This window comes from Shewanella goraebulensis (genome assembly GCF_030252245.1).
Lineage (GTDB): Bacteria > Pseudomonadota > Gammaproteobacteria > Enterobacterales > Shewanellaceae > Shewanella > Shewanella goraebulensis.
In genome coordinates this window covers 2,914,379-2,938,335 of sequence record NZ_CP126972.1, presented here as the reverse complement: position 1 = coordinate 2,938,335, position 23,957 = coordinate 2,914,379, and the positions used below count along the sequence as shown (strand labels likewise).

At 40.9% G+C, this 23,957-nt stretch carries 13 protein-coding genes; 4 read left to right on the top strand and 9 right to left on the bottom strand.

Translation table 11 applies throughout. The features are described 5' to 3' along the window. Positions 1-76 precede the first annotated feature (76 nt). The 4 genes from recD to QPX86_RS12315 form a co-directional block, all read right to left on the bottom strand. Positions 77-2,164: an exodeoxyribonuclease V subunit alpha gene (gene recD / locus QPX86_RS12330; RefSeq protein ID WP_285162871.1), complete on the bottom strand. Its 2,088-nt coding sequence runs from the start codon at positions 2,162-2,164 to the stop codon at positions 77-79. Further along, positions 2,161-5,967 carry an exodeoxyribonuclease V subunit beta gene (gene recB / locus QPX86_RS12325; protein ID WP_285162870.1) on the bottom strand — a complete coding sequence of 1,269 codons (3,807 nt, stop codon included), beginning with the start codon at positions 5,965-5,967 and terminating at the stop codon, positions 2,161-2,163. Before recB ends, recD begins: the two co-directional genes overlap by 4 nt. Beyond that, positions 5,967-9,695, bottom strand: a complete 3,729-nt coding sequence (gene recC / locus QPX86_RS12320) for an exodeoxyribonuclease V subunit gamma (protein WP_285162869.1) — start codon at positions 9,693-9,695, stop codon at positions 5,967-5,969. Before recC ends, recB begins: the two co-directional genes overlap by 1 nt. Positions 9,696-9,892: 197 nt before the next feature. Continuing rightward, entirely contained in the window at positions 9,893-10,966 is a 1,074-nt protein-coding gene (locus QPX86_RS12315; RefSeq protein WP_285162868.1) for a GTP pyrophosphokinase, read from the bottom strand. A gap of 993 nt (positions 10,967-11,959) precedes the next feature. On the opposite strand from QPX86_RS12315, the gene QPX86_RS12310 reads away from it, so the two are divergent. Continuing rightward, positions 11,960-12,217 (top strand): hypothetical protein, encoded by a 258-nt coding sequence (locus QPX86_RS12310; protein WP_285162867.1) that lies wholly within the window; start codon positions 11,960-11,962, stop codon positions 12,215-12,217. Between the two features lie 319 nt (positions 12,218-12,536). On the opposite strand, the gene QPX86_RS12305 is transcribed toward QPX86_RS12310, so the two are convergent. From QPX86_RS12305 to rmuC, 5 genes are all read right to left on the bottom strand, one after another. Next, positions 12,537-14,630, bottom strand: coding sequence for a transglutaminase family protein (locus QPX86_RS12305; protein WP_285162866.1), 2,094 nt, complete (start codon positions 14,628-14,630; stop codon positions 12,537-12,539). Continuing rightward, complete coding sequence (locus tag QPX86_RS12300; RefSeq protein WP_285162865.1) at positions 14,620-15,687, bottom strand: DUF58 domain-containing protein; 1,068 nt, start codon at positions 15,685-15,687, stop codon at positions 14,620-14,622. The genes QPX86_RS12305 and QPX86_RS12300 overlap by 11 nt, the downstream gene beginning before the upstream one ends. A gap of 5 nt (positions 15,688-15,692) precedes the next feature. Beyond that, positions 15,693-16,604, bottom strand: a complete 912-nt coding sequence (locus QPX86_RS12295) for an AAA family ATPase (RefSeq protein WP_285162864.1) — start codon at positions 16,602-16,604, stop codon at positions 15,693-15,695. 154 nt (positions 16,605-16,758) lie between these two features. Next, entirely contained in the window at positions 16,759-18,708 is a 1,950-nt protein-coding gene (locus QPX86_RS12290) for a transglycosylase SLT domain-containing protein (RefSeq protein WP_285162863.1), read from the bottom strand. A 247-nt stretch (positions 18,709-18,955) separates the two neighbouring features. Continuing rightward, positions 18,956-20,437, bottom strand: a complete 1,482-nt coding sequence (rmuC, locus tag QPX86_RS12285) for a DNA recombination protein RmuC (RefSeq protein ID WP_285162862.1) — start codon at positions 20,435-20,437, stop codon at positions 18,956-18,958. Positions 20,438-20,648: 211 nt separating this feature from the next. Between rmuC and msrP the strand changes: the two genes are divergently transcribed. From msrP to QPX86_RS12270, 3 genes are all read left to right on the top strand, one after another. Continuing rightward, positions 20,649-21,683, top strand: a complete 1,035-nt coding sequence (msrP, locus tag QPX86_RS12280; RefSeq protein WP_285162861.1) for a protein-methionine-sulfoxide reductase catalytic subunit MsrP — start codon at positions 20,649-20,651, stop codon at positions 21,681-21,683. Continuing rightward, the gene (gene msrQ, locus QPX86_RS12275; protein ID WP_220754871.1) at positions 21,680-22,288 is read left to right on the top strand and encodes a protein-methionine-sulfoxide reductase heme-binding subunit MsrQ; all 609 of its coding nucleotides are present in this window, start codon (positions 21,680-21,682) and stop codon (positions 22,286-22,288) included. The genes msrP and msrQ overlap by 4 nt, the downstream gene beginning before the upstream one ends. A gap of 492 nt (positions 22,289-22,780) precedes the next feature. After that, positions 22,781-23,626, top strand: a complete 846-nt coding sequence (locus tag QPX86_RS12270; protein WP_285162860.1) for a magnesium transporter — start codon at positions 22,781-22,783, stop codon at positions 23,624-23,626. Positions 23,627-23,957: the final 331 nt, after the last annotated feature.

Sequence of the window (23,957 nt, the reverse complement as noted above, 5' to 3'; positions counted from 1 at the left end):
GCATGATATTTGGGGGAGACTAACAGCTATCAGTTAACTGTTAGATGATTATATTCATTAGATGAATACCAATCTGCTAACGAGCCTTTCCCCATAACCTCATTGCTAATCCTGATGCTCTTGAGGTCACTTGCTTACAGGCTTTTTCGAACACATAAGGTGAGCCTAAGCAGATAAAGTGCTGTTTAGCCCTTGTAATGGCAGTATAAACCAACTCTTTAGTGAGCAGTTGCCACTGAGAATTACTGGGTTTTTGTGGTAAAACGAAGGCTACTTTTTCAAACTCACTGCCTTGGCTTTTATGTACGGTCATCGCAAAACAGCTGTCATGATGTGGCAAGCGAGCGGGTTGCACTTTAAGTAAACTACCATCAGCTTTGACAAAGTAAGCCATAAGCCGCTCAGGTTTAAGCTCATCTTGTAAAATTAGCCCAATGTCACCGTTAAACAAGCCCAGGTTGTAATCGTTACTCTGGATGATAATCGGTCTGCCCAGATAAAACTCTTGGCTCGGCTTTATCCAACGGTTTTGCTTAAGTACATTGGCAATGGCAAGGTTGATTCCATCGACGCCAAATTCACCTGAGCGCATGGCACATAAAACACGGAATTTATTGAAGCTATCAATAATGTCTATCGCTTGATGAATATCCTCACGTGAACCAGAATCAGCATTAGAATCAGAACTCTGTTGATAAGCAAATTGATTATCGAGGATCATTTGCAAGTATTCGCTATAAGCCGCAACAGACAATTGCAGTAACTGTATGCTTTGGCCTTCAGGCAGATGCTCAATCCATGTGAGTTCTTGATGGCCTTGTTGCCACTCACGGCGAATACCATTGATATCGACAGTGTTAACCGCTTTAGCCAGCAAGCCAATCCCCGCATCACCTTTAAAGCGGTGGCTGTGCATTAACATGCATAAGTTGTCACCAATCATCGGTGTTTGATCAATAAATTGATGGGTATCTTCACCTGTTAACTGATGAAGTAACTCAGCTTGTTTGGCGCAATAACGCATTCGCCAAGGCTGTGATTGCTCGTTGGATATTTCTGGGTTAGCTGTTGAACTAACAGCCGTATTGGCAAGTCCCGAGCAAATATCGGCTAAGACTGCGCCAGCTTCAACAGAGGCTAGCTGGTCTTGATCGCCTAAAAGTATCAACCTGGCTTTATTTGGCAATGCATTTAACAGCTTATGCATCATAGGTAAATCAACCATCGAGGCTTCATCTACCACCAATAAATCTAAGCGCAATGGGTTTTCTTTGTTATGGCGAAAAGCATGGGAGTTAGGAATAACCCCCAATAACCTGTGTAAGGTAGCAGCTTCTTCGGGAATACTATTTAGCGCATCAATTAACTCTGGTTTGCCGGTTTGGCTGACTTGAGCAAGTAAACGGGATTTTGAAGCTTTAATTGACTCACTTAATCTTGCTGCAGCTTTCCCCGTTGGCGCTACTAAGCGTATGGTTAATGATGATTGAGTCAGCAGAAGCAATAAAAGCTTAGTCACCGTAGTGGTTTTACCTGTGCCAGGGCCACCCGTAATCACCGCTAAGGCTTTCGTTAAAGCAGTGGCGGTAGCCACTTTTTGCCAGTTGATCATCGGGGCTGTCGAGCTTGGATTTACTTCATCAAATAAGTCATTTAAATAAGCGGGCAATACTTGAGAGCCAGCTGATAAATCAATATCTAAGTTAATCGCTGCCATTTGATTTAGGCGGTTAGCCACTTCGGTTTCAAAGTGATAGTACTTATTAAGGTATAAACGCCCATGTTCAAAAATAAGTGGTTTATTATCATTGGGCTCACCAACACAATCCAAGTCGATAATGGCATTGGCTAATTGCTGGTGGTCGAGCGTTAGCTTGCACAAAGCTTGTTGCTCGCAAAAAGGGTTAGCCAAATCGATATCGTTGATCACTAAACAGCTATGCTGACTTGATAGTTGCTGACTCAATAGGGTGCAAATAAACAGTAAAAAATCACCGTTTGAGCCGTTATCGACTTGAGTTGTTTGGCGTGAAATTTTAGCCTCAACTTGAACTTTGGCCATTTCCAAAGCGAAGTGGCGATCAAGGGGGGTGATTAGTGCTTGCTGTTGCCAGTGTTTTAATAAATCTTTTATTGGTGCGCTGAGTTGGAGTAATTGGCTCATGATGCAGACTCCATTGATGCTCTCGTTTCAGTTGAAGTACTTGGATCAATTGAAGAATTAAATAGTACATCTAATTGCTCAATCAACGCTTGAGGTGGCTTGTCGAAAAACACTCCAGATTGCGGCGATTGAGGGCTCATTCCACGTAGGAATAAGTAAAAGCTGCCGCCAATATGACGTTGATAATCATAGGTTGGCATGCGCAATGACAAGTAACGATGGAGCGCTAAGGTATACAAGATATATTGCAGGTTATAGCGGTGGCTACTGATGGCTTTGCTCATGGCGTCGATATTGTAATCTTGGTAGTCGTCACCTAAATGATTCGATTTATAATCGGCTATGTAATATTGACCATTATATTCAAAGGTTAAATCGATAAAGCCTTTTAACATGCCTTGTAGCTCATCAAATTCAAGCCCTGCATCATAACCGTAATGGGTTAACAGTTGGTTTAATTGCTCCGACTTTAATCGGCTAATGGGTAAGTAAAACTCCATCTCCACCAGTTTTTGCTTTTCAGTTAACTCACTTAAGGTCAGCGGCATCCCTTGCGGGGTAAGCAATTGTTGATCGCATTGCTGATAACCCGTTAATAGTGGGGTATGCAATATTTGCTGATACCAATCAAATAAGGTGTCTGTCCAAATCTCTTTATCAAAACCGTATTGATCCATCGCTTTGATTAACGCATCTGGTAATTCATTATCGGCATTGGTGAAGTCAAATAACTCTAATACCAAGTGCATAAAGCTACCGGCATTGGCACCGCGTTCAAAGGTAAAACGGTTAATGGCATCTTCTTGAGCTTCAGTATCAAACGGATTGATATCACTGCTTGGTTCAAACTGTGGTTGTATTTCTTGACTGAAGTCTTCATCGTCTGCCCCTGGGGTCACTTTTTCATGGGCTAAATGCTTCACTAGCCCTGAGTAACTGCCTACTCGCCAAGGCGTATGGTAATCGCGCACTAATGTTTTCGGTGCAAGGTCTTGGTCGTTGTTATCAATATTGATAAGCGCTGACTCATCGATGGCTTCGACTTCAGTAATACTAATTGCATCAATGACATTGCCAGCTTTATCTTTCGTAAGCGATTGCGCTTTTAATTTGAGCTGCTCAAAGTCGCACTCTTTACTGGTGATACCCAATAAATAACCGATGGCAGTTTCAAATAATTGGCTACTAATGCCCGCTTTTAACATACGGCTATGATTGGCGATGTATAAGTAACACACATAAACAGGGCGGGTGAGCGCCACATATAACAAGCGTAAATCTTCGGCAAGATTTTCTTGTTTATATTGCTCCCAACCTTCTTTAGTGGCTTCTACATCCCATATTAATTGGTCGTTTTGATGGTAAAGCATTGGTGTGGGTTTTCGGCGATTATCTCGGGCTAAGCTGATAAAGGGGACAAAACATACTGGGTACTCAAGCCCTTTACTCTTATGAATCGTGACGATTTGTACCAAGTTTTGCTCGCTTTCAAGCCTAAGCTGCTGCTCGTCGCTCCCTTGACCATCAATCAGTTGTTGTTCAAACCAATTGATTAAGGCGCTGCTACCATCAAGCTCGGTGGCTTTTTGTTGTAACAGCTCAGATAGATGACGAAAATCGGTTAAGCGGCGCTCGCCACTTTCAGTTTCGTTGATTGCTTTTGACTCATTCACATTCCCTTTGGCTAAGTAACGTTTGATGAGTGCTGTTTCACTGGCGAGGGAAAGCAGTGCTGGCATAATGCCGTGACGATTCCACAGTTGATGCCACTCAGCGAATTTATCTAATAAATCTTGGCGCTGTTCTTCATCTTGATTAAATTGATGAATTTGCTGGGCGCTATAGCCCATTAACTCGGTTGCCATGGCGCTGCGTAAGCTGCGCTCATCTTTTGGGGTAGCTAAAGCACGTAATATAATCGCAAGCTCAAAGGCTTCTTGGGTTTTAAAGACGCTATCACGGCTTAAAAATACTGCGCCAATATTACGGTCGCTTAAGGCTTTTTTCATGACAGCCGCTTCGTTTCGGTCGCGCACCAGTACCGCTATGTCTTTAGCAATAAGCGGTTTGGCTGATTTGCCATTTGAGCTATTTTCCGTAAAACCATTGCCCGTAAAACACTGACCATCTTGGGATTCAGTTAATAGCCGCTTAATTTCACTGGCGGCATCATTGGCTAATACTTTACGGCCAGTGGTTTTATTTAATCCTGAGTCATCTTCACCCAGTAACTTTATGCGCAGTGCTGCAGCGTGAGTTTCTGCTTCGGTGAGTATTTTATTGTCAGCACTTTTTGGCGTATTGACTGCATCATAAGGAATCGCATCACTAATAAACGGATCGTCATGTTGGCTAAATAACTGGTTTACACCCTTTACTAGCGCAGTTGATGAGCGGTAATTGGTTTCAAGGTTGTAATGGGCTTGGGTTTGCTTACGGGCTTGAATATAGGTATGAATATCGGCTCCGCGAAAGGCATAAATCGCTTGTTTAGGATCGCCAATCATTAGCAAACTGAGTTTATCTAATTGTTCTTGCTCCTGATAAATAGCCGAGAAAATCGCAAATTGTAGCGGATCGGTATCTTGGAATTCATCAATTAAGGCGACCGGGAAGCGGCTGGCAATGGCGTTAGCAAGCTGCTGCGAGACGCAAGACTCAGCCTCTTGTGATGCTTGTGATGCTTGTGATTCAGCAGCTTGACTGTTTTGCGCAGAATTCAGTGCGCCAGCTAAGGTGATTAATAGATCGTCAGGGGTCATCAAATTACGCTGGGCTTTTTGCAGCGCAAAACGTAATTTTATTCCATCTTTAGCCCGAACTAAAAATGCGGGTTTGATTTGATTTATTAAATCAAACAATCGCTCAATATGATCTAATAGTGGCGCTTCAGATGGCGTTGGTACCGTGCCGCCTTTATTGAGCTTAAGACCTGACAGTGCCAGCATTTCTAATTCTTTAATTGGCGGCAAACCATCATCTGCTTTGACCCAATTGCTTAAGCGGTCAAACATTGCTGCAAGTTTAGGGTAGTCATCGGCTTTTTTACCAAAGCGGGCACCATTAAGCGGTAGGCTGTGGAGTAATGTCAGTGCTGTTTCACTGTCGGCTGCCCAGCGCATTTTAAAGCGTGATAAACTTTGAATAAGCTCATTGGTTAACTTATTAAAGTCTTTGGCTATAAATGAGGTTTTAGCTTGCGTTGCACCTAATAGCTGCCTTAGTTGTTTGGCTAAATCATCAGGGCTGCCAAATTCTTTGGCAATCACTTGGGCTAATACGGGTGGCAATGGGTAACAGGTTTCACGCCAAAAGTCCCTTACCGCATGGTGTAAAAACTCGCTGTCATCTAGGGTAAATTCAGATTCAAAGAGCAATGATGACTCGAACGCCATGTCTGACAAAATCCGCTGACAGAAACCATGAATGGTAAAAATGGCGGCTTCATCTAATGACTTTAACGCTAAATCTAAACGTCTTAACGCGATTGAACGCTCTGACACTGGTATTTGCTGATAAAGCGCTTTGACAAACTCATCGTTAGTTTCAAGACCAATAAAGCATTTAAAAGCTACCTGAATTCGTTTTCGGATACGGTCACGTAACTCTTCGGTGGCCGCATTGGTAAAAGTCACCACTAAGATTTTTTCGCAGGTTAATGGCGCGTTGTTTTCATCACCCAACAGTAAACGTAAATATAACCCTGAAATGGTATAGGTTTTACCTGTGCCAGCACTGGCTTCAATTAAGCTACTGCCTGAAAAAGGTAAGGTGAGGGGATTTAATTTGGTTACTGTGACCATTATTGTTTACCCTCAGTGCTAGTCGATAAGGTTTCGTTGATGTATTCATCTAAGTCAGCCAAGGTGCCTTTGTGATAAACGCTGAGCATTGGCTTAAGTAGTTGCATGGCTGTTTGGCCAAACCCATGCTCAGTGAAATCCTCTGGGAAGCTAAATAAACGCTTATTATGTGGATCGTTTCCTTCGCCAAACTCGGTTTGTTCATCAATCCATTGGCTTTGTGCTTCATGGAGCTTTTCATCGTGTTCACCTTCCGCTTCAACGTAGGCAAGGGCTGTACGCGGCATAAAGCAAAGAGGCTGTGCTTGGCCGTTAACATAAGCTTGAATAAACAGTTGCAACAGTTGCTGTGCTGCATCAGTTTTTATGGCAGTAAAGGCATGAAAATGGCCTATATCCAGCAGGTAACTGTTTTTCTCTACTCCAGCCGCGTTTAAACACAAGTGACGTAAGTAAACCCGCAAAAAGTCCCGGCCATGAGCAGTCCCAGGGCGATAGTTCACTTGGCCCTTGGCGTAAATATCATCAATGCGGCCAATCAAATTGACTTCGATAGTTTGTTGCGGCGTTAATTTAATGTCGTTAAAGGATAAATCCACATCCACTTCAGTGGTTTGAGTTTCAGCAGTTAAATACAATACACGGCCAATGAGTGGTGCGATATCTTTTTGATATTGATTGAGTAGCAAATCATCAAAAGGCTTCATCGGTAATGAACCGCTAGCTTTTAGCTTGGCGACAAACTCAATATCTGCATGTTCTAACTGATTTGAAATAGCGCTATCGAGTAAAGCGGATTGCAGCTTGTAACGCTCAAGCGAGTCTAAACCAAAAGGTTCATCATTATCGTCGGCCTGAATACGCAGGTTAAAGTCGACTTTAAGGCTACGATTTAAAAAGAACTGCGCAGGGCTTCTAAAGAAACGCAATAAAGCAGATAGCTCAAGAGTAAGTTGATGTTCTGTCGCTGCATCGGCTAAATCTGATTGTAAATCCACAGCAATAGGTTTAGCAGAGTCGATAAATGCCGATTGCCATTGCGCTGTTAATGGATCATTAAACTTAGGCGGGCACCATTGATGGCTATAACTTTGCTGAAAAGAAGTTTGTTGTAACCTAGATTGCTGCAATGGCGAGTCAGAAATCTCAGACTGAAATAGTTTCGCATCGAAAGGTTGCAGCGGTTGCTGAACAATCAAATGCTCAATAATAGCTTGGTCGGCAGCGTCATTACTGATGTTTGACCGTAGAGTAGAGTCTGAACCTTCGGTGAAGCAATAATCGGCAAAGTAACACAGCTGATAATACTCAATAAGCTCTGACACTAACATCGACGGAATTCGCTCGGCATTATCGCGCTCTGAGTGGCCAATGTAACTGATATAAAGCTGCTGCCTTGCTGATAAAAGCGCTTCTAAAAAGAGGTATCTGTCATCTAATCTACGTGATCGGTCGCCTTTTATTGCGCCATTGTGCGCCATCAAGTCAAAGCCCACAGGATGCTGGACTCGAGGATAAACACCGTCATTCATTCCTAATAAACACACCACTTTAAATGGAATCGATCGCATTGGCATTAAGGTACAAAAGTTAACGCTACCTGCAAGGTATCGCTGACCCACTCTTGATTCATTTAAGCGTTGATTGAACCACTGTTTAAGCACTTCAATATCAAGCTCGCCATGATGGCCTGCACCTTCTAATTCTTCTTTTAATGCTGTTAATGCTTCACGGATGGTTTGCACTTGTTCGCGTTCATCGTCATCAGCTTCAAAAAATACATCGAGTAATTGATAAAGCTGTTCAATGCGCTCAAGTGTCGGGCAGGTGGTCGCAAGTTGCAGTTGATACTCATCAATGGACTCTAAAAAGTTAAGTAAGTAACCCAAGGTTTGCGCAGATTGTCCTTCAACACCCTTTACTAACAAGGTTTCATGGTAAATCGATGAGTCGTCGTTGAAAGCGTAACCTTGAATAAGACGGCTAATGCCAAATGCCCATGAGTTCTGTTTAAAACCAGGAACACCTTGTTGCAGGCGAGTGTGTTCATCACGCCCCCAACGAACATTGGCGTCATCTAACCAGCGCCTGATGAGCTGTAAACCGTCATCATCGAGTTGAAACTTGCGTAAAATAGCGGGCACTTCAAGAATACTAATGATATCTGTTAAGCCAAAACGACTTTGATTGATATTAAGTAAATTTAAGAAACTATTAATTAGTGGCGACTCTTGCGCAGCGCCTCTATCTGCAATGGCATAAGGAATATAATAGTTACTTTGACGAGTACCTTTTAACGCGCCTTGTAAAGAGCTTGATTGGCTATTACTGGTGCCAAAAACTGCATCAATGTACGGCGCATAAGCTGCAACATCAGGCATCATAACCACAATATCTTTAGGCAGTAAGCTGTCACTATTGTCTTTATTGGAAAGGAGTTCTAATAAATGATCGTGCAGGGTTTCAACTTCACGTAGCGGGCTATGACAGCTTCTTAAAGTAATCGAATCATCAGTTGGTTTAAGACTTCTTCGCGCCTCAGTATTTTGATAAAAATGCGCATCTGGCCCTAATGCTTGGCCTAATGTTTCCATTTGTAAAATGTCGAACTGCAAACCTTGAAGTAGGTTTAGCTCATCAGGGGATTGCTCTGGTTCTATGTAACAATCGTAGCTAAAGTCAGTGTGCTCAGCAGGTAACTCCAGCATTAAATCTAAAAGCTCACGTCCCATTTTGCCGTTATTGGCTAAAATGGGATTGCCAACTTCTAACTTTTCTTCCCACAGTTCACCTAACTGTTTTTTATCAGCATATTGCAGCGCCATACGAGCGCGAGCTTTAGGGTCAACGATATCGCCCCAATAATGCTGGCAAGGGCTTAATGAAAACATGATAACTTCGATACGTTCGGCTAAATGGTAAAGCACCTCAAGGGTTTGCGGTGGCATGGATGAAATACCAAACACAAATAACCGCTCTGGTAGTGAGCCGATAACCGTTTGAGGGTTTTGCAACGCTGAAATCAATTCTTGATGTAAATTGGCGCGATGATAATGGCTACCCTTGATGGTGTTTTGATTGTAGTCAATTAATGCTCGCCACAATTTAGGTTGCCATAACTGATTTTGTTCCAGTTTTATCGGGTGCTCGTTTTGCTCCCAACCAAGGATCCAACTTGGGCGATAAACTAAGTATTGGTCAAAAATATCGGCAATACGGCCACACAATTGATAAAGCTTCATCGCATCAAAATGCTGTTGATGCTGGGCCGATAAAATACTTAAGCTATCTTTTGTAGGGGTATGTGTTTGTGCTGCTTCTACCGCAGAAGGATCTAAGTTTAGGTTAGAGTCTGTATAATCGGTCGCTAACTCAGGAGTGAGGTACGCTTTTAGTGGCGCAAAATCTTCATCTGTTAATAAAGTTGGCAGCAAATCCATTAACTTCCACGTCATGGCCGCCTTGGTAAAAGCATTATCTTTGGGCACATCAGGCAATAATTCATGGCAAAGTTGCCAAGTAAAGCTAGATGGAAGCGGGAAGGAAAGGGCCGCTGCAATACCATTGTATTTAGCCACTTCTAAACGCAGCCAAGTCGACATACCTGGGCTTTGGACTAGCACATGCTCGTTAGCCAGCAAGTTAGCATTATCAAGGGGAATGGCTAACATTTTGGAAAGCTGTTCAGATAGCACTTCCATCTGATTCGATTGAATTAATCTAAGCATTACTGACTCTGCAACTGATGATAAAAACCATTCTAAGAGGTTGTTATTAGGTTTGAAAGGCTTTTATAACATAGTGGGGTTAAACGATAAAATAGCAAGCAAATGGGATAGGTTTTGCTTGCTTAAGATAGTGTTATTTTATTATGGGTAGGCTAAAAATGTCAGGTTTTGGTTTTTTTAACCTACTTTTCAGTCAACTATAAACCTGATTCTAATTCTAAATCAAAACAATAGTTATATTTCTGGGCTAACTCATTCCAGTCCACATTGTGCTTTTTGTAATATTCGAGTTCAAATTCTGTATCAATATGAGAACTTGAATTACACCAATCACCAGGTTCATCACTTTTTACTATTTCACCATACTTTCTAAAATCGTGTAAAAGCATCAAGCTTCGCACCATTCCCCACTCATGAAGGGAACCGTTGGAAGATGCAATGTAAAACTTTTCAATGTCTTCAGGAATTATGCTTTCTAATTCACTTAGTGTTGTTATTCCAAAAGCATTCAGCTCTTCAACTAAAACACCCTCACTGTCATGTGAAGGCACTCCCATTGTTTCGATAACCGTTTTAAATCTGGTAAGCAAAAATTGAGATAAGGTAGTAGATGAAATAGGTATATCTAGTTTACCAGTTTTAGTGCCTTCATCTACACTTGCTGATATGTCATCTATTTGATTTGAAATTGAATTAAATTCTTTATCTGCAAGTTCTAATACCCCAGCTAAAATTTTAAACCTTCGACTAAGTTCATCAGGCAGTTTTCCGCTGAACTTGTAGTTACGGTCGTGTTCAATTTCAGCCCATGCATGTTGTAGAATTGTTCTAATTTGAATTTCAAAGCACTTACCTTCATATTGTTTATACTCTGGCAGCCTAAGCCTATCTTGTTTTAACCTTGCAATGTAGTGGACTGATTGATAGCCTACTTTATCAATTCCGAGAGCTTCAGATTTATTGGAGCTATTCTCAACATCAATATCAAAGTTGTCTTCGATCACTTTTTGTATAAGAGAAATTTCATCTTCTACATAAGTGATAATACGTATACCTGCAAAATCCTGTATCTGATTAATCGGATCGTTATATTTTCCAGAGTTACCTTTCCCTCTAACACTCTCAATAGTTTTAGCCCTAGAAGTAACAATATGATAACCGATAGAGTTCATATCAAAGTATTCTATTAAAAAGGATTCAACTTTATTTGCTAATCTTTTGTATACGGGTTGAGACTTGATGTACCAATTTACTAAATTTGTATCACTCATTTTATAAATTCCAATTTACAAAAAACTTACTTGAAAGCTAAATTTTGTATAGTGCGAATAATCATATTACAAATCTGTTGATTAAGTTTTTCTAAAGTAAAGTTGTTGATTTTTAAGCACTCTATCAGAGTTAGTCAGGATAAACGAGTACAGGGTGGTGATATTTGTGCACTGACGTAAGGGACTTGCTTTATTTCCAAACTCCGTGTGGACTAAGGTCGTGGCGCTTCGCCCACACCCGACGAAAGGGAAACAACAGCATTTCCCTTTTCGATATCCCTTGCCGCTCCGACGAAGTGTTTTTCCTCATGCTATAGAGCTAATTTACTATCGCCTCAGATTCGCCATCCCTGGCTCAATCTGAGGCTATGTCGGCGTCCTGCCTCCATCACGCAAATTAGCACAACGCATTCGGACACTTCCAACGGAGATTATCGAGTCTGCAGATTCATTTGTTATTCCTGACTTGGTTTATATGAAAGTGGGTTATTAGTATTTATTATGATTTTGACCTTCTTTGAATGTTTATCTGGAATTAAGGAAATCAAGAAAATTTCGTGAGTCCAGACATGGATGTCTGGCTAGCTTTCGAGGGGAAGGGACGCCCCTTCGTAAGCGTTAGTGATTTTTTCAGATTGACGAGGCGGACTAAAAATGAAGTTTGACACTATGAAAATCCCCATTGAAATATTTCGCTTTTCAGAAAATTTCGTTGGGGCAGAGGGGTGTTCCAAGAGGGTATTGCTGTTGATACCCTTTTGGTCTGGTGTGGGCGAAGCGCCACGACTTTATGCTCATTCAAATTTAAAAAAATAACCTAACGAACTATTGTGGCTAAATGAATTTTACATTCCTAAAGTAGCATTAAAGCAAGGTTTGATCTTGCTAAATATGCTGGATTTACTTTGACTCACTTATTGTTGACACAAATCAATACAGAATAAAAAAAAGTGCAGTATTTATAAAAATTATAAACTTGAAGAGAAATAACAAATGAAAGCGTTATTGATTGCTATATTAACTTTTTTATTATCAGGTTGTGTCAGCTCTTTTCCATCAATAGCAACAACGGCAGAATTATGCCACATGTGGATCTATAAGGAACTGGCTATATCAGGTCATGATGGTATTGAAAAAGAGCTTAACAAACGCGGTGTAATGCACATGTGCGAAGACATAGCTAAAGGCACAACTAACAACGGGATTATTATTAAACAAAAGCAACAGGTGATACACGTTAGTAATGATTAATTAAGGAGAGCGAAGCTGCGAAGCTGCGAAATTTTTAATAATTATGATCTTCTTTGAATGTTCAATTCTATTGTTACCTCAATTCAAATTGAGCATACAGCCCTAAAAAAATTCCTAAGAATATTTGCTAATACTAATGAATCTGCGGCTAGAATAAATCCCCATTGAATAAGCATGAGGCTTACTCGCTTTTCAGAGCAATTTCGTAGGGGCGGTAAGGGATATCGAAAAGGGAAATGCTGTTGTTTCCCTTTCGTCTGGTGTGGGCGAAGCACCACGACGTTAATCTCATTTAAATGAGCAAATTAAAAAGTTAACCCTACAATCCCATTTTCACTTTCCTAAAGTAGCGCTTAAACAAGATTTGATGTTGTTCAACCTGCTTATCACTTAACTGCTGATATTGAAGTGCAATAAAGTGTTCTGTCATTTTTTCAAAATCGAATACCAATTGCGGTTGCTCTTGATGTAGCACTTGATGTACAAAGTTTGCAAATGCTTGTGGTGGCATGGTCTCACGTGGGTAACCTTTTTTAGCTAACTTAGCGCATATAAGGTTATAGCGTTTGATGATTGGGTCCTGTTTGGGGCTTAAATTAAACACACCCGCATAGTAGGCAATCACTAACGCTATAAGGCTAAAGCTGATAATCATTAAGATGATCATTTTACTGGTATTTACATCACCAAGTAATTCACTGAGCACTTGTTGCTGGCGTTCTCCATCAAAGCCAAGTACCCAGACGCTCCAGTAAAAATCCAAACTTGCTAGTTGCAGTCGAATATCATTAAGCCAAGGGATTTCTTTTAATCTCAAACTGGTAAACGGACTGTCTTGTAAGTAGCTATCTTGGCCGGTAAACATAGCATCAAAACCATCTAATATTCGCTCAGGCGCTATCATAGCTGTTGGATCAAAACGAACCCAGCCTTGTCCTTCAAACCAGACTTCGGTCCATGCATGAGCCATGTACTGATAAATACTGTAATAACCTGCTTTAGGGTTGTACTCACCGCCTTGATAGCCAGCAACCATACGAGCAGGTATACCACTTGAACGTGCCATAAACACTAATGCTGACGCGTAATGAGAGCAAAACCCCGCTTTGTTTTCAAACAAGAAATCATCCACTTGATCGCCGCCGATAGGAGGTGGGCTTAAGGTATAAAAATACGGTTGTTCAGTAAAATAACGCATCATTGCGTTAATGCGATTAACGGGGTTAGGGTATTCCTTGGCAAATTGCTGCCCCAGCGCTTGAGTTTTAGGATTGGTTTTAGTTGGCAGAGTTAAATTAATCCGCCTGGTCAGTGGTAGTAATTCAGCTTCAAGTTTGCTGTTAGGATAAGAGGTCACTCGATAACTAAAACGTTGATCTACATTACGTAATGAGAATAAGCGAAAATCACTCATTTCTACCACTTGCTCAGTGGGAGAGAAGGATTGGTCTAAGCCAAAAAGCCATTTTTGAAATGTGGGTTCGGTAATTACCTGATAATTTAAAGGGTTATCAAGCTCAGGCCCTTGGGGACGTGGTCTGCTAGGTCTTTCCCCATAAATCTTAAGTTGTTGATTTTTTCTTTTATTTGCTTGCTTCCATGTTTTTCCATCATAGTTTTCCATCACCAACGCGCGCCAGTATAGTTCCTGATTAGGTATAAGCTGTGATTTAGAAAAATTTTGAGTCTCGTTATCAAATCCGACTCTAAATGCCAGGCTTGGCGAGCGAGTGAGTTTACTGATATCTCCCAGTGAAACTTCATCAGATAAGCCTGTAGTGGCATTGTTCATACTTGGGGCTAACCATAATGGAGGTAGGCGCGGGAATACCACAAACAGGAGTAATGCTAAGGGCAGACTTTGCAAAAATAATTTTAAACCAAAGCTTAAGTTAACCTTTCTGCTGCTATGTTGATATACACTGATAAGGACGCAGGCGTTGATAACGCAGACAAACAGTAAATGCACAGTATCTAAGATGCTTTGGCGCTCAAGCAGCGCAAACGCAATGAGAAAATAGCCTACTAACACCACGACTTTTACATCACGAATTTGACGCATTTCAATGTATTTAAGCGCGTAACCCAGCAGTAGCAAATTAACGAGTGCGTTAAGCATGCCAATTTCTTTAGACACTAAAGCTAATGTGGCGGCGGCGCCAATGGCAAGGCTGGTGACTAATAGCTTTGGCGGGGCGGCGACTTTGCCAAAATAAATACCCACTCGCCAAACAAAGCAAATGGCGCAAATACCAATACTCCACAACGTGGCATCTTGATAAAGTGGCGATAACACCAACACATTGGTTAACAGTAACCAAAACAGGGTATTACGACCGATGTTTTCATTAAAGTTATCGTTAAATGAATCCGTTAAACTTGCATTTTGAGGTGCTGTTTTTTTAGCTTTCATTAGCACTCCCATTGTTTAATTCATTCGTTTTGCCGAATAGTGCAATGAGTTGTTGGCATTGTTTACGGTGTGCTTCGCCGCTGTCTTGTTCAATGATGTGCTGATTAAGGGCTAAACCAAACACTTGCTGTCCTTGAGATAAGGCATTGACTTGCCAAGCGAGTTTGCTGAGTTTTTGCTCAAGGCTATTACCTCGAGTGTCATCAAGGCTTAACCACACGGGTTTACCCTCTGGTTGCGCAAACTCTTTGGTTAGCATACCTCGACCTTGGGCCCACTGTTTCCAAGCGACCTGTTTTAATGACTCACCTTCAACATAGGTTTTTAAGCCTTTGTAATCGTCTACTCCAGGCTGTAATTTACCGTGGTCAAATTCTGTGCTGTTATCGTCATCTAAACTGGTGAGCGATACTTGAGTGTTTAGCGGCTCAGCATAAATGATGTGATTGATATCCAAATCAACATAAGTCCAAGTGCGGAACAAACCTAAAGGGAAATTGGATGAAACTTGAATTCGCCCTGGATTAAATGTGCCACGAACCTGTGGTGAGAAAGCGATAGTTGCATGGATTGACTCACCAACATCTGTCAGTCGAATATGTCGCTGGTCAGCAAAGTTTAGACAAATTTGTTGATGGCTAGTATGACTGTTATTTTTGTTTATTTTGCTGGTTAAACTTACCGGGAATGCAATATTTTGATTGGCATAAGTTTCAGGTGGTGTTTGAGATGTAAGTGTTAGCCCTGCAAGGTTTTTATAGCTGTAGATAATACAAGTATGCAGTACACTTGCCAGCAATAAGCTTAGGCCTATGACTAAGTTATTTTGATAGTTTGTTCCAAATAGATAGAGTACAAAAATAAGTGCAAACCACGCGATACCAAAGCCACTGGGTAAGATGAAAATACTCTTATGGGTCAGCGTGACCTGTTTGTTAGGGGGGATCCGCTTGTTAAGCCAATGCCCCCAGCGGCGCGTTATTCGATGAGGAATGAAGCGTGAATACCATTTTTGTTTTGGCTGAAAACTTGCTCGTGGTTCAACTTTCTTATTCATACTTGCTAGCTAATTGGGTTAACGCTAGCAAGAATATGATCAGACAAGGCTTGACCTTGTAACTGACTATTCGTGCGAATACGGTGTTCAGCCACGCAGTGAAATACCGCTTGAATATCTTCAGGTACCACGTAATTGCGATGATGTATAAACGCCCAAGATTTAGCGGCATCTAACAGCGCAATACTGGCACGGGGAGATAGACCGTTGCCATCAGCCTGCTGGCGAGAAAATTTTGCTAAATGAATGAGGTATTTGAGTACAGCATCAGATGCGCTCACTTTCTGAACTTGGTTTTGTAAGCTGATTAATTCATCAGGCGTAAAGCATTGAGACAGTGGTTCAGCTACGCTGCGAGAAGTTAAGCCTTTGAGCATTTCAAGTTCAGCTTGCTCATTCGGGTAGCCAATAGAAATACGCATCATAAAGCGATCTAATTGTGATTCAGGTAATGGAAACGTACCTGATTGCTCAATAGGGTTTTGCGTTGCAATAACAAAGAAAGGTTTTGGCAACGGGTGAGTGGTGCCATCTAAGGTGATTTGGCGTTCAGCCATAGCTTCGAGAAGCGCGCTTTGGGTTTTAGGGCTAGCACGGTTAATTTCATCGGCTAACAGCATTTGATTAAAAATGGGCCCAGGGTGAAAAGTAAATTGTTGCTGTTCCTGCTGATAAATCGACACACCGAGAATGTCGGCAGGGAGCATATCGCTGGTGAATTGGATCCGTTGATAACTCATGCCTAAAGAGGTAGCGAGCGCTTGGGATAAACTGGTTTTGCCCATTCCCGGTAAATCTTCAATTAATAAGTGGCCTTTAGCCAAAATGCAGGCCACAGCCAGTTTAATTTGCTCTGGTTTACCCAGTAATACACTTTCTAATTGCGATAATAATTGTTTTAGTTTTGACGCTGGCACTCAGGACTCCGTTAGTTAACAAACTAAAAAGTGATGTTTGTTAACAAATACACCGAAACTATAACGTTACCTTGTCATTTATTAGAAGGAAAGCACTTAACGTCATTAAGCTGTAAAAGTTTATTAAATGCTTAAGACATTATTAACAGCTGTTTTAATATAAAAAACTCAGTTCTTGTGGGCTAAACATACTGGCATCTGGGCTATGGGATTGTTGGTAAATCAAACGGTAGCTCAGCACTGCCTGCACATATTCTCGTGTTTCTTTATATGGAATGGTTTCGATAAAGCTCATGACATCTAATTTTCCATCGGACTCTTTTAGCCAGCGTTTAACTCGATGAGGCCCTGCGTTATATGCTGCAGAGGCTAACACACGGTTATTATCGAATTGCTTTAATAGCTCTGCATAGTAAGCACTACCAAGTTGAATGTTGTACTCCACTTGGTACAAATCGGTTTTACGTTTGAATTTGAGCTTATTCTTACGCGCGGTTTCTTTGGCTGTCGCAGGCATTAATTGCATTAAACCACGGGCGCCAACACCGGATGTGGCATAAGGATAAAATGCGCTTTCACGTCTTGCGATTGCGCGCACTTCATCAATATTCACTTTGTACTTTTTACTGGCTTTTTCAAACTCTGTTTGCGCCGCTGGCGGAAAGCGTAGCTTTAAGCTATTCCATTGTTTAGCTTGAATACTGGCTTCAACGCTGTAATCAAACCAACCTTGTTTAAGCGCGTACAAACCGTATTCTGCGCGCATTGGATTAGATTGCCTACGAAGCATATGTACCCACTCATTGCGGGCATCTCGAGTTTTATCCATGGCAATTAATTCTACAATCCTTGCCATAGCGGGATCGTCATTTAATCTGGCGGCAAGCTGCGGTGATGACTGTAAATTATCGTCATTCATTGCTAACGGCGCTTTAATGGTTTGTGCAGTATGAAAGCCATAAAAGTTACGAGCTTGGCTGAGTTGCGTTGAAATTTTTTTAGACTGAAGTTTGTCAGCTTCATTTGCCCCATTTTCATCTAAATAGCGCCCTTGCCAATATTGCCAGCGTGAGTCGTCAATGACATCATCACTTAACAATGCAAGGTAGCGCTTTATGGATGCGGTATCTTGCTCGCTAATCGCCCAGCGCAGCCTGATTTGAAATAAGTCATCAGAATCTAAAATGGGTAAACTGGCATCGATATGTTCGAGTAAGTCAGCTTCTTTATAAATCAGTGCACGGCGAACAATATAGCGATTTAATTGCTGCCCTTTAATGGCATTGAATCGATTCGCTTTATCGTATTTTTTGTAAAGTTTAACCGCTTGCTTTAAGTCCTTACGGGCAAGTTTTCTCAGCCCTACGGTAACGATATCAGCCACCATTGGTGACTTAGAAGAAAATTTACGGGTATGACGTAAACTATTTGGATCGCGGTAAACGGATATAAGTAAATCAGCTTCAGCTTTATTTTTGGTGATTTTTCTTGCTAGGTATTGAGTTAATCCGTACTGACTTTCGTTAAAGCTTAATAGCATCCGTGACCAAATGAGCGCTTGGCTGCGTTTACCAGCTTTAGCCCACTCGCTGAACAATACGTCGCATTCTTTTGGACGAGAGCGGCCGTATAGCCATAATCTTTGTGCGCCAGCAAAAGCGACTTTGTCGTTTCCTTGGGACAGTTGTGCTCTAAAATAATAACATTGCAGCGCAGTATCATTGGGCGAGTCTGGCGAGATAGTGAGAAAATTTTGCCATTGCTTTCTGTTTCCGGCATTTTTTAAATAGCGGTAGCGCAAGTTGTTATATAAGGGAGTTGCGTTAAATGCTTCAATGGCTTGGTGAGCTTGTTTGCCATTGAGTTTCAAAATGCTGGTAGATTTTTCATGGTAATCGAGATAAACGTTTAGCGGATACTCACCGAGTTTAGTACGTAATTGTTGATAGGTTTTCATTTGTTTTTTATCTAGCGCTTGACGGGCATCTAAATAAAGTTGCTGTTCAGCGCTGTAGTTTGCTTCTTTAGCACTGACGCAGTAGCTATAGCCCTGCAACAAAAGCAGGGCGGTAATGACAAATGAAAAATGCACCATGTTACGCATAATAATGAGACCTCCGCCTCAGTACGACTTCGTTGCGAAAACTTAACTTAGAGTTCAATAATTGATTGAACTGTTATTTAAACATGCTCTGTAGTGTTGTTATCGTATCTCGTGTTTTAACTCAGCAATTTACTGTTAAAAAACTCAACAGTTTTGCTCAATCAAATAATAGTGCAAATAGCCATTGGTGGTTCGTTAAATTTGCTTAAACCTTTTATCAGGCTGTGCTCAGTGCTTAAGTTAAGGGTTAGCTCTCTTTAGAGTCATCCAAAGCTTTATTAATTAGCTGTGGGTCTAGGTTCTTGCTGGTTTCAACCCCTAGTTTTTGCATGATATGAGCTTGTCTTATTAGGTTACCTTTTCCTTGTGACAATTTACTCATTGCTTGCTGATAAGTTTTATACGCGGTTTCTAGGGCGCGGCCTAATTTATCCATATCTTCAACATAGCCACATAATTTGTCATAAATCTTAGCCGCTTGCGCGGCGATGCTTTGTGCATTTTGATTTTGATATTCGTATCGCCAAATATTATTTATTGTGCGCAGTGCAACTAATAAGTTTGTTGGGCTGACGAGCATAATATTATGATCTAATGCGAAGCTTACCAGCGAAGGATCAGATTCTAGTGCTAATAAAAAAGCTGGTTCAATGGGGATAAACATCAGCACATAATCAAGGCTCTTAAGGCCATGAAGCTTATGATAATCCTTCTGACTTAAGCCTTTAATATGTTGACGAATTGAGAGAGCTAACTCTTTAATTGCTTGTTGCTGAACGATTTCATCTTCGCTGTTAAAGAAGCGCTCGTACGCCACCAGTGACATTTTTGCATCGATAACCACATCTTTTTGCTCAGGTAAGTGAACAATGACATCGGGTTTGAAGCGTTTACCTTGCTCATCTTTTAAATCTTGTTGGGTATCGTACTCATGACCTTCACGTAGACCACTTTCTTGTAATACTCGCTCTAGTATGACTTCGCCCCAATTACCTTGTTGCTTGTTATCACCTTTGAGCGCTTTGGTAAGGTTAATCGCATCTTGACTCATTTTAAGATTGAGGTCTTTTAAATGATCAAGTTGATGCTTAAGTGCACTACGTTCAGTTTGTTCCTGAGTATAGGATTCACGGATTTGCTGTCTGAACCCTTCAAGTTGCTGCTTTAGGGGACCAAGCACGCCATCAATTTGAGTGACGTTTTGTTGCTTAAAATTTTCGCTGCGCTCTTCAAAAATGCGGTTAGCCAGATTTTCAAATTGCAGTTTTAATCTTTCTTCTGCACTTTCTAGTAGGGCAATTTTGTCGTTTAGCGCCGCTTTTTCAGTGTTAGCTTGGGTTTGAATACTTTGTTGCATGGCATTGGATTTAGAGAGTGCCAACTGGGTTTCCATGAACTTACGCTGGCCATCAGCTAATGTTTGTTCAAGTTGCGGCACACGTTCTGCTTGTGCTTCTAATTTAGATAACTGAGCAATCAGTATTTCAGACCTTTCTCTTGCCTGTTGCAGCGCGTCTTCTTTTTCATCAATTTGTTGCTGTAATAGTTGCTGTTTAATCTCTAAATCTGCTTGAAGTTGGCTTGTTTCAGCGGCAATTTTATCCCGATGTTGTTCCCATCGCTGGCGGGTTAAACGTTGATTAAGTAGGGCGCCAATGAGTAAACCTAAAAAAGCGGCGGCAGATAATGCGATGATTTCGGCGATAGATAAAGAAGTGGGAAGCGTCATGATTTCGACCAACTGAAAATGATGCTTAAGATTCTCATGCCGTTAATGATGGCGCAAGGGAGTTGCAGGCTATTTCATACTTAAGCGCTTAATTAATAAACTCAAAAGGATAAATAATATAAACTTTTTGAAATTAATATTCGTATTAAACTGTCTTATAGTTTATCGAAGATAGTTAATCTGGTTCTAATTGAACGACAAGGGGTGATTTATGGCGTCAAAAAAAGGCTTTACGAAAGGAATTAGCAATACGCCTTCTTGGTCACTTAAAGAAAATGAAGTCACTCCAGAAAGTGTGTTTAGTGACAGACGTAATATTATTAAAGCAATGGGACTTGGCGCCTTGGGTGCAAGCTTACCTGGCCAAGTTCAAGCTGGGCTGTTTGATTTATTTGGCAGCGAAGATAAGCCTCCTTTTGCCGTGCAGGGTCTTGATTACAGCAAGCCTAACCAGTTTCAAATAGTTGATCGTTTAACTCCAGAAGATAAAATAATTCGTCATAATAATTTTTATGAATTTGGCACCAGCAAACAAGATCCGTTTGAAAACGCCCAGCAGTTTCAAGTTAACCCCTGGGAACTAAGAATTGAAGGTTTAGTTGATAAATCTTTAACCTTAGATTTGAATGACTTAACCACTAAGTTCGATCTTGAAGAACGTATTTATCGATTGCGCTGTGTTGAAGCATGGTCGATGGTTGTGCCTTGGGTTGGTTTTTCATTAGCTGAGCTGTTAAAAATGGCTGGTGTGTCGAGTAAAGCCACTCATGTTGCTTTTGAAACCTTGTTTGATCCAGACCAAATGCCTGGGCAAAAGAATCGTTTAATGGGCGGCGGCATTCATTACCCCTATGTCGAAGGATTGACGATTAATGAGGCAATGAATGAATTACCATTTTTAGCAGTTGGCCTTTATGGTAAAACCTTACCACCTCAGAATGGGGCGCCAGTTAGACTGGTTTTACCGTGGAAATACGGTTTTAAAAGCATCAAGTCTGTAGTCAGAATCCGCGTGACGGACAAGCAACCGCCAACCAGTTGGAATCAATTAGCGCCACATGAATACGGTTTTTATGCCAATGTAAATCCACAGGTGGATCACCCAAGGTGGTCACAGGCATCAGAGCGCAGCATCGGTGAGGGCGGGTTATTTTCTGCAAAACGTATCCCGACACAAATGTTTAATGGCTATGGCGAACAAGTGGCAGATTTATATAAAAATTTAGATTTAAGGAAGTACTATTGAAGCGTCTGACACCTAGAGGTTTATTTTGGTTAAAAGGTTTATTACATTTAAGCTTTTTAACCCCAATAATTTACTTAGTCGTAATGGTGTTAACCGATAATGCTGGCGGCGATCCGGTGCAGTATATTATCCATTATACAGGCATGGGTGCGATTAACGCCTTAGTGGTAACACTGCTTATATCACCAATTGCTAAACGGTTTAGGCAAGGGCTATTACTGCAAACAAGAAGGTTAGTGGGTTTATATGTATTTGCATACGCGAGTTTACATATCGCCGCATTTATTAGTTTGGATTTGCTGTTTGCTTGGGGCTTTCTATTTGAAGAGATAATTAAACGGCCGTATATTTTAGTTGGCGCTGCCTGCTTTATTATTGCTACCTTTTTAGCATTAACTTCTTTTCAGGCAATAAAACGTAAGATGGGTAAAGGTTGGCAGTCATTACATAATTGGGTTTATGTCATGGCATTGTTAGCGCCAATTCATTTTTATTGGTCGGTAAAGTCAGAAATTATTGAACCGAGCATTTATATTGGTGTGTTCGTTTTATTACTTTGGTACAGAAGAAAGACCATCAAGCAATGGTTGTTTAAATTAAAGTAGCTGTTAAATCTTGATAATAGAGTCATATGGAGTTCGTTTTTACTTGCGCTGATACGTTAATTTATCTTTTGTTATCAATAAAGGCTTGGCTAAAGCGCTTCTGTTTGCCGACTTTAAATTTGTGTCATAGTTTTGTTATTTTCACTTTTTCCTGCATTAATCTTCTTGTCCAAAGCCGTAGGCCTTTGATATATTGCGCGGCACTGGAATAACCAGTCTTATTTGGAAACGACAATGAAAACGACCGATTATCCCCCTAGTAGAAAGGGAGAAAAATAACCTACAGTCGTTCTGTCAATGAATGTCTAGCCCTGCAGTGGCTGAGATTGCATTTCACTAGTTAGTTTTTATTTTTCTCCCAATTCTCTACTTAATTTCACAATACTTTTGTATTTAGAAAATGATTAGCACACTTATTTGAAGGTGGCTGATGAATAAGACCTGCCGCTTTAAAAATGGTCGGTTAAGCTTTGCAAGATAGAGAGATATTCCATGAAGCTTATAAATAAAGCTTTAGCTTACGATTCAATTCTAGAAACGAATGAAGACACCAGCCCAACCCATATAGAATTTACTCACTACACTCAAAATGAACAAGTAGCATTATTAACCTCAATGCCTATTGAGGATGCAGTCAATATTCTTGGTGAGTGTTCAGTTATTCATGTCCAAAAGTTAATCGCTGAATTAGATATTATTGGTGAAGATGTTAGAGCGAGACATTATGCACATCAGCTAGGCATAATTCTTTCAGAAGTTGAGCCCCATAAAGGTTATTTAAATACCGGGGTGTTTGCACATGTGCAACAAAGAATAGGCTGGATTATTGGTCTGGCTTTGTTAGGCATTGTTTCAGGTTTAATTATTGCAAGTTATGAAGATACTCTCAGTCAATTAATGTTATTGGCTATTTATATGCCTGTGATTGCTGCCGCTGGCGGTAACACTGGAGCTCAGGCCGCAACTTTAGTGATTAGAGCTTTGGCCACTGGAGAGCTTAAGAAGCGCCAGTGGTTGTCAGTATTGTGGAAAGAAAGCAGAGTTGCGTTAGTCATTGGTTTGGTGATCGCACTGGTTATTGTGGCAAGGGTGATGCTTTTTAGTGATGGTATGTCTACTGGTGGCTTTGATTTAGAACTCATTGCCTGTGCGATAGCTGTTGCGTTGTTTATTCAAATAACAATATCAACCACTTTAGGCGGCGTATTACCTATTATTGCAAGGGCCTGTAAACTAGATCCTGCAGTACTTGTTAGTCCGTTACTCGCATCTATTGTTGATATATCAGGTTTGATGATTTACTTCAGTATTGTGAATGCTTTTCTAGGGATAAGTTGAGCAATGCTTAGAGTTTAACTCTTATGAAATAGATACAAAAAAGCCGAGTTAAACTCGGCTTTTTTGTATCTGATTTTGTTCACCATGATCTGATTATCTAAATAAGCAATTTTTATCTCTAGGTGGATGTATCAGGCCATTGATGCAGTAACTTGCGAATAAACTGAAGCTAATAACACTGCCCATGATTATTGCCAATAAGTACCACGGTTCATGCATTGTCATTCTGAGGTCAATATACTGGTATGTAGATATTCCCCAAACCATAACTGTCGCAACAACTAACCCTAGCTGGATGATTCGAGTAATCAGGTTACTTTTAAGCAATAGT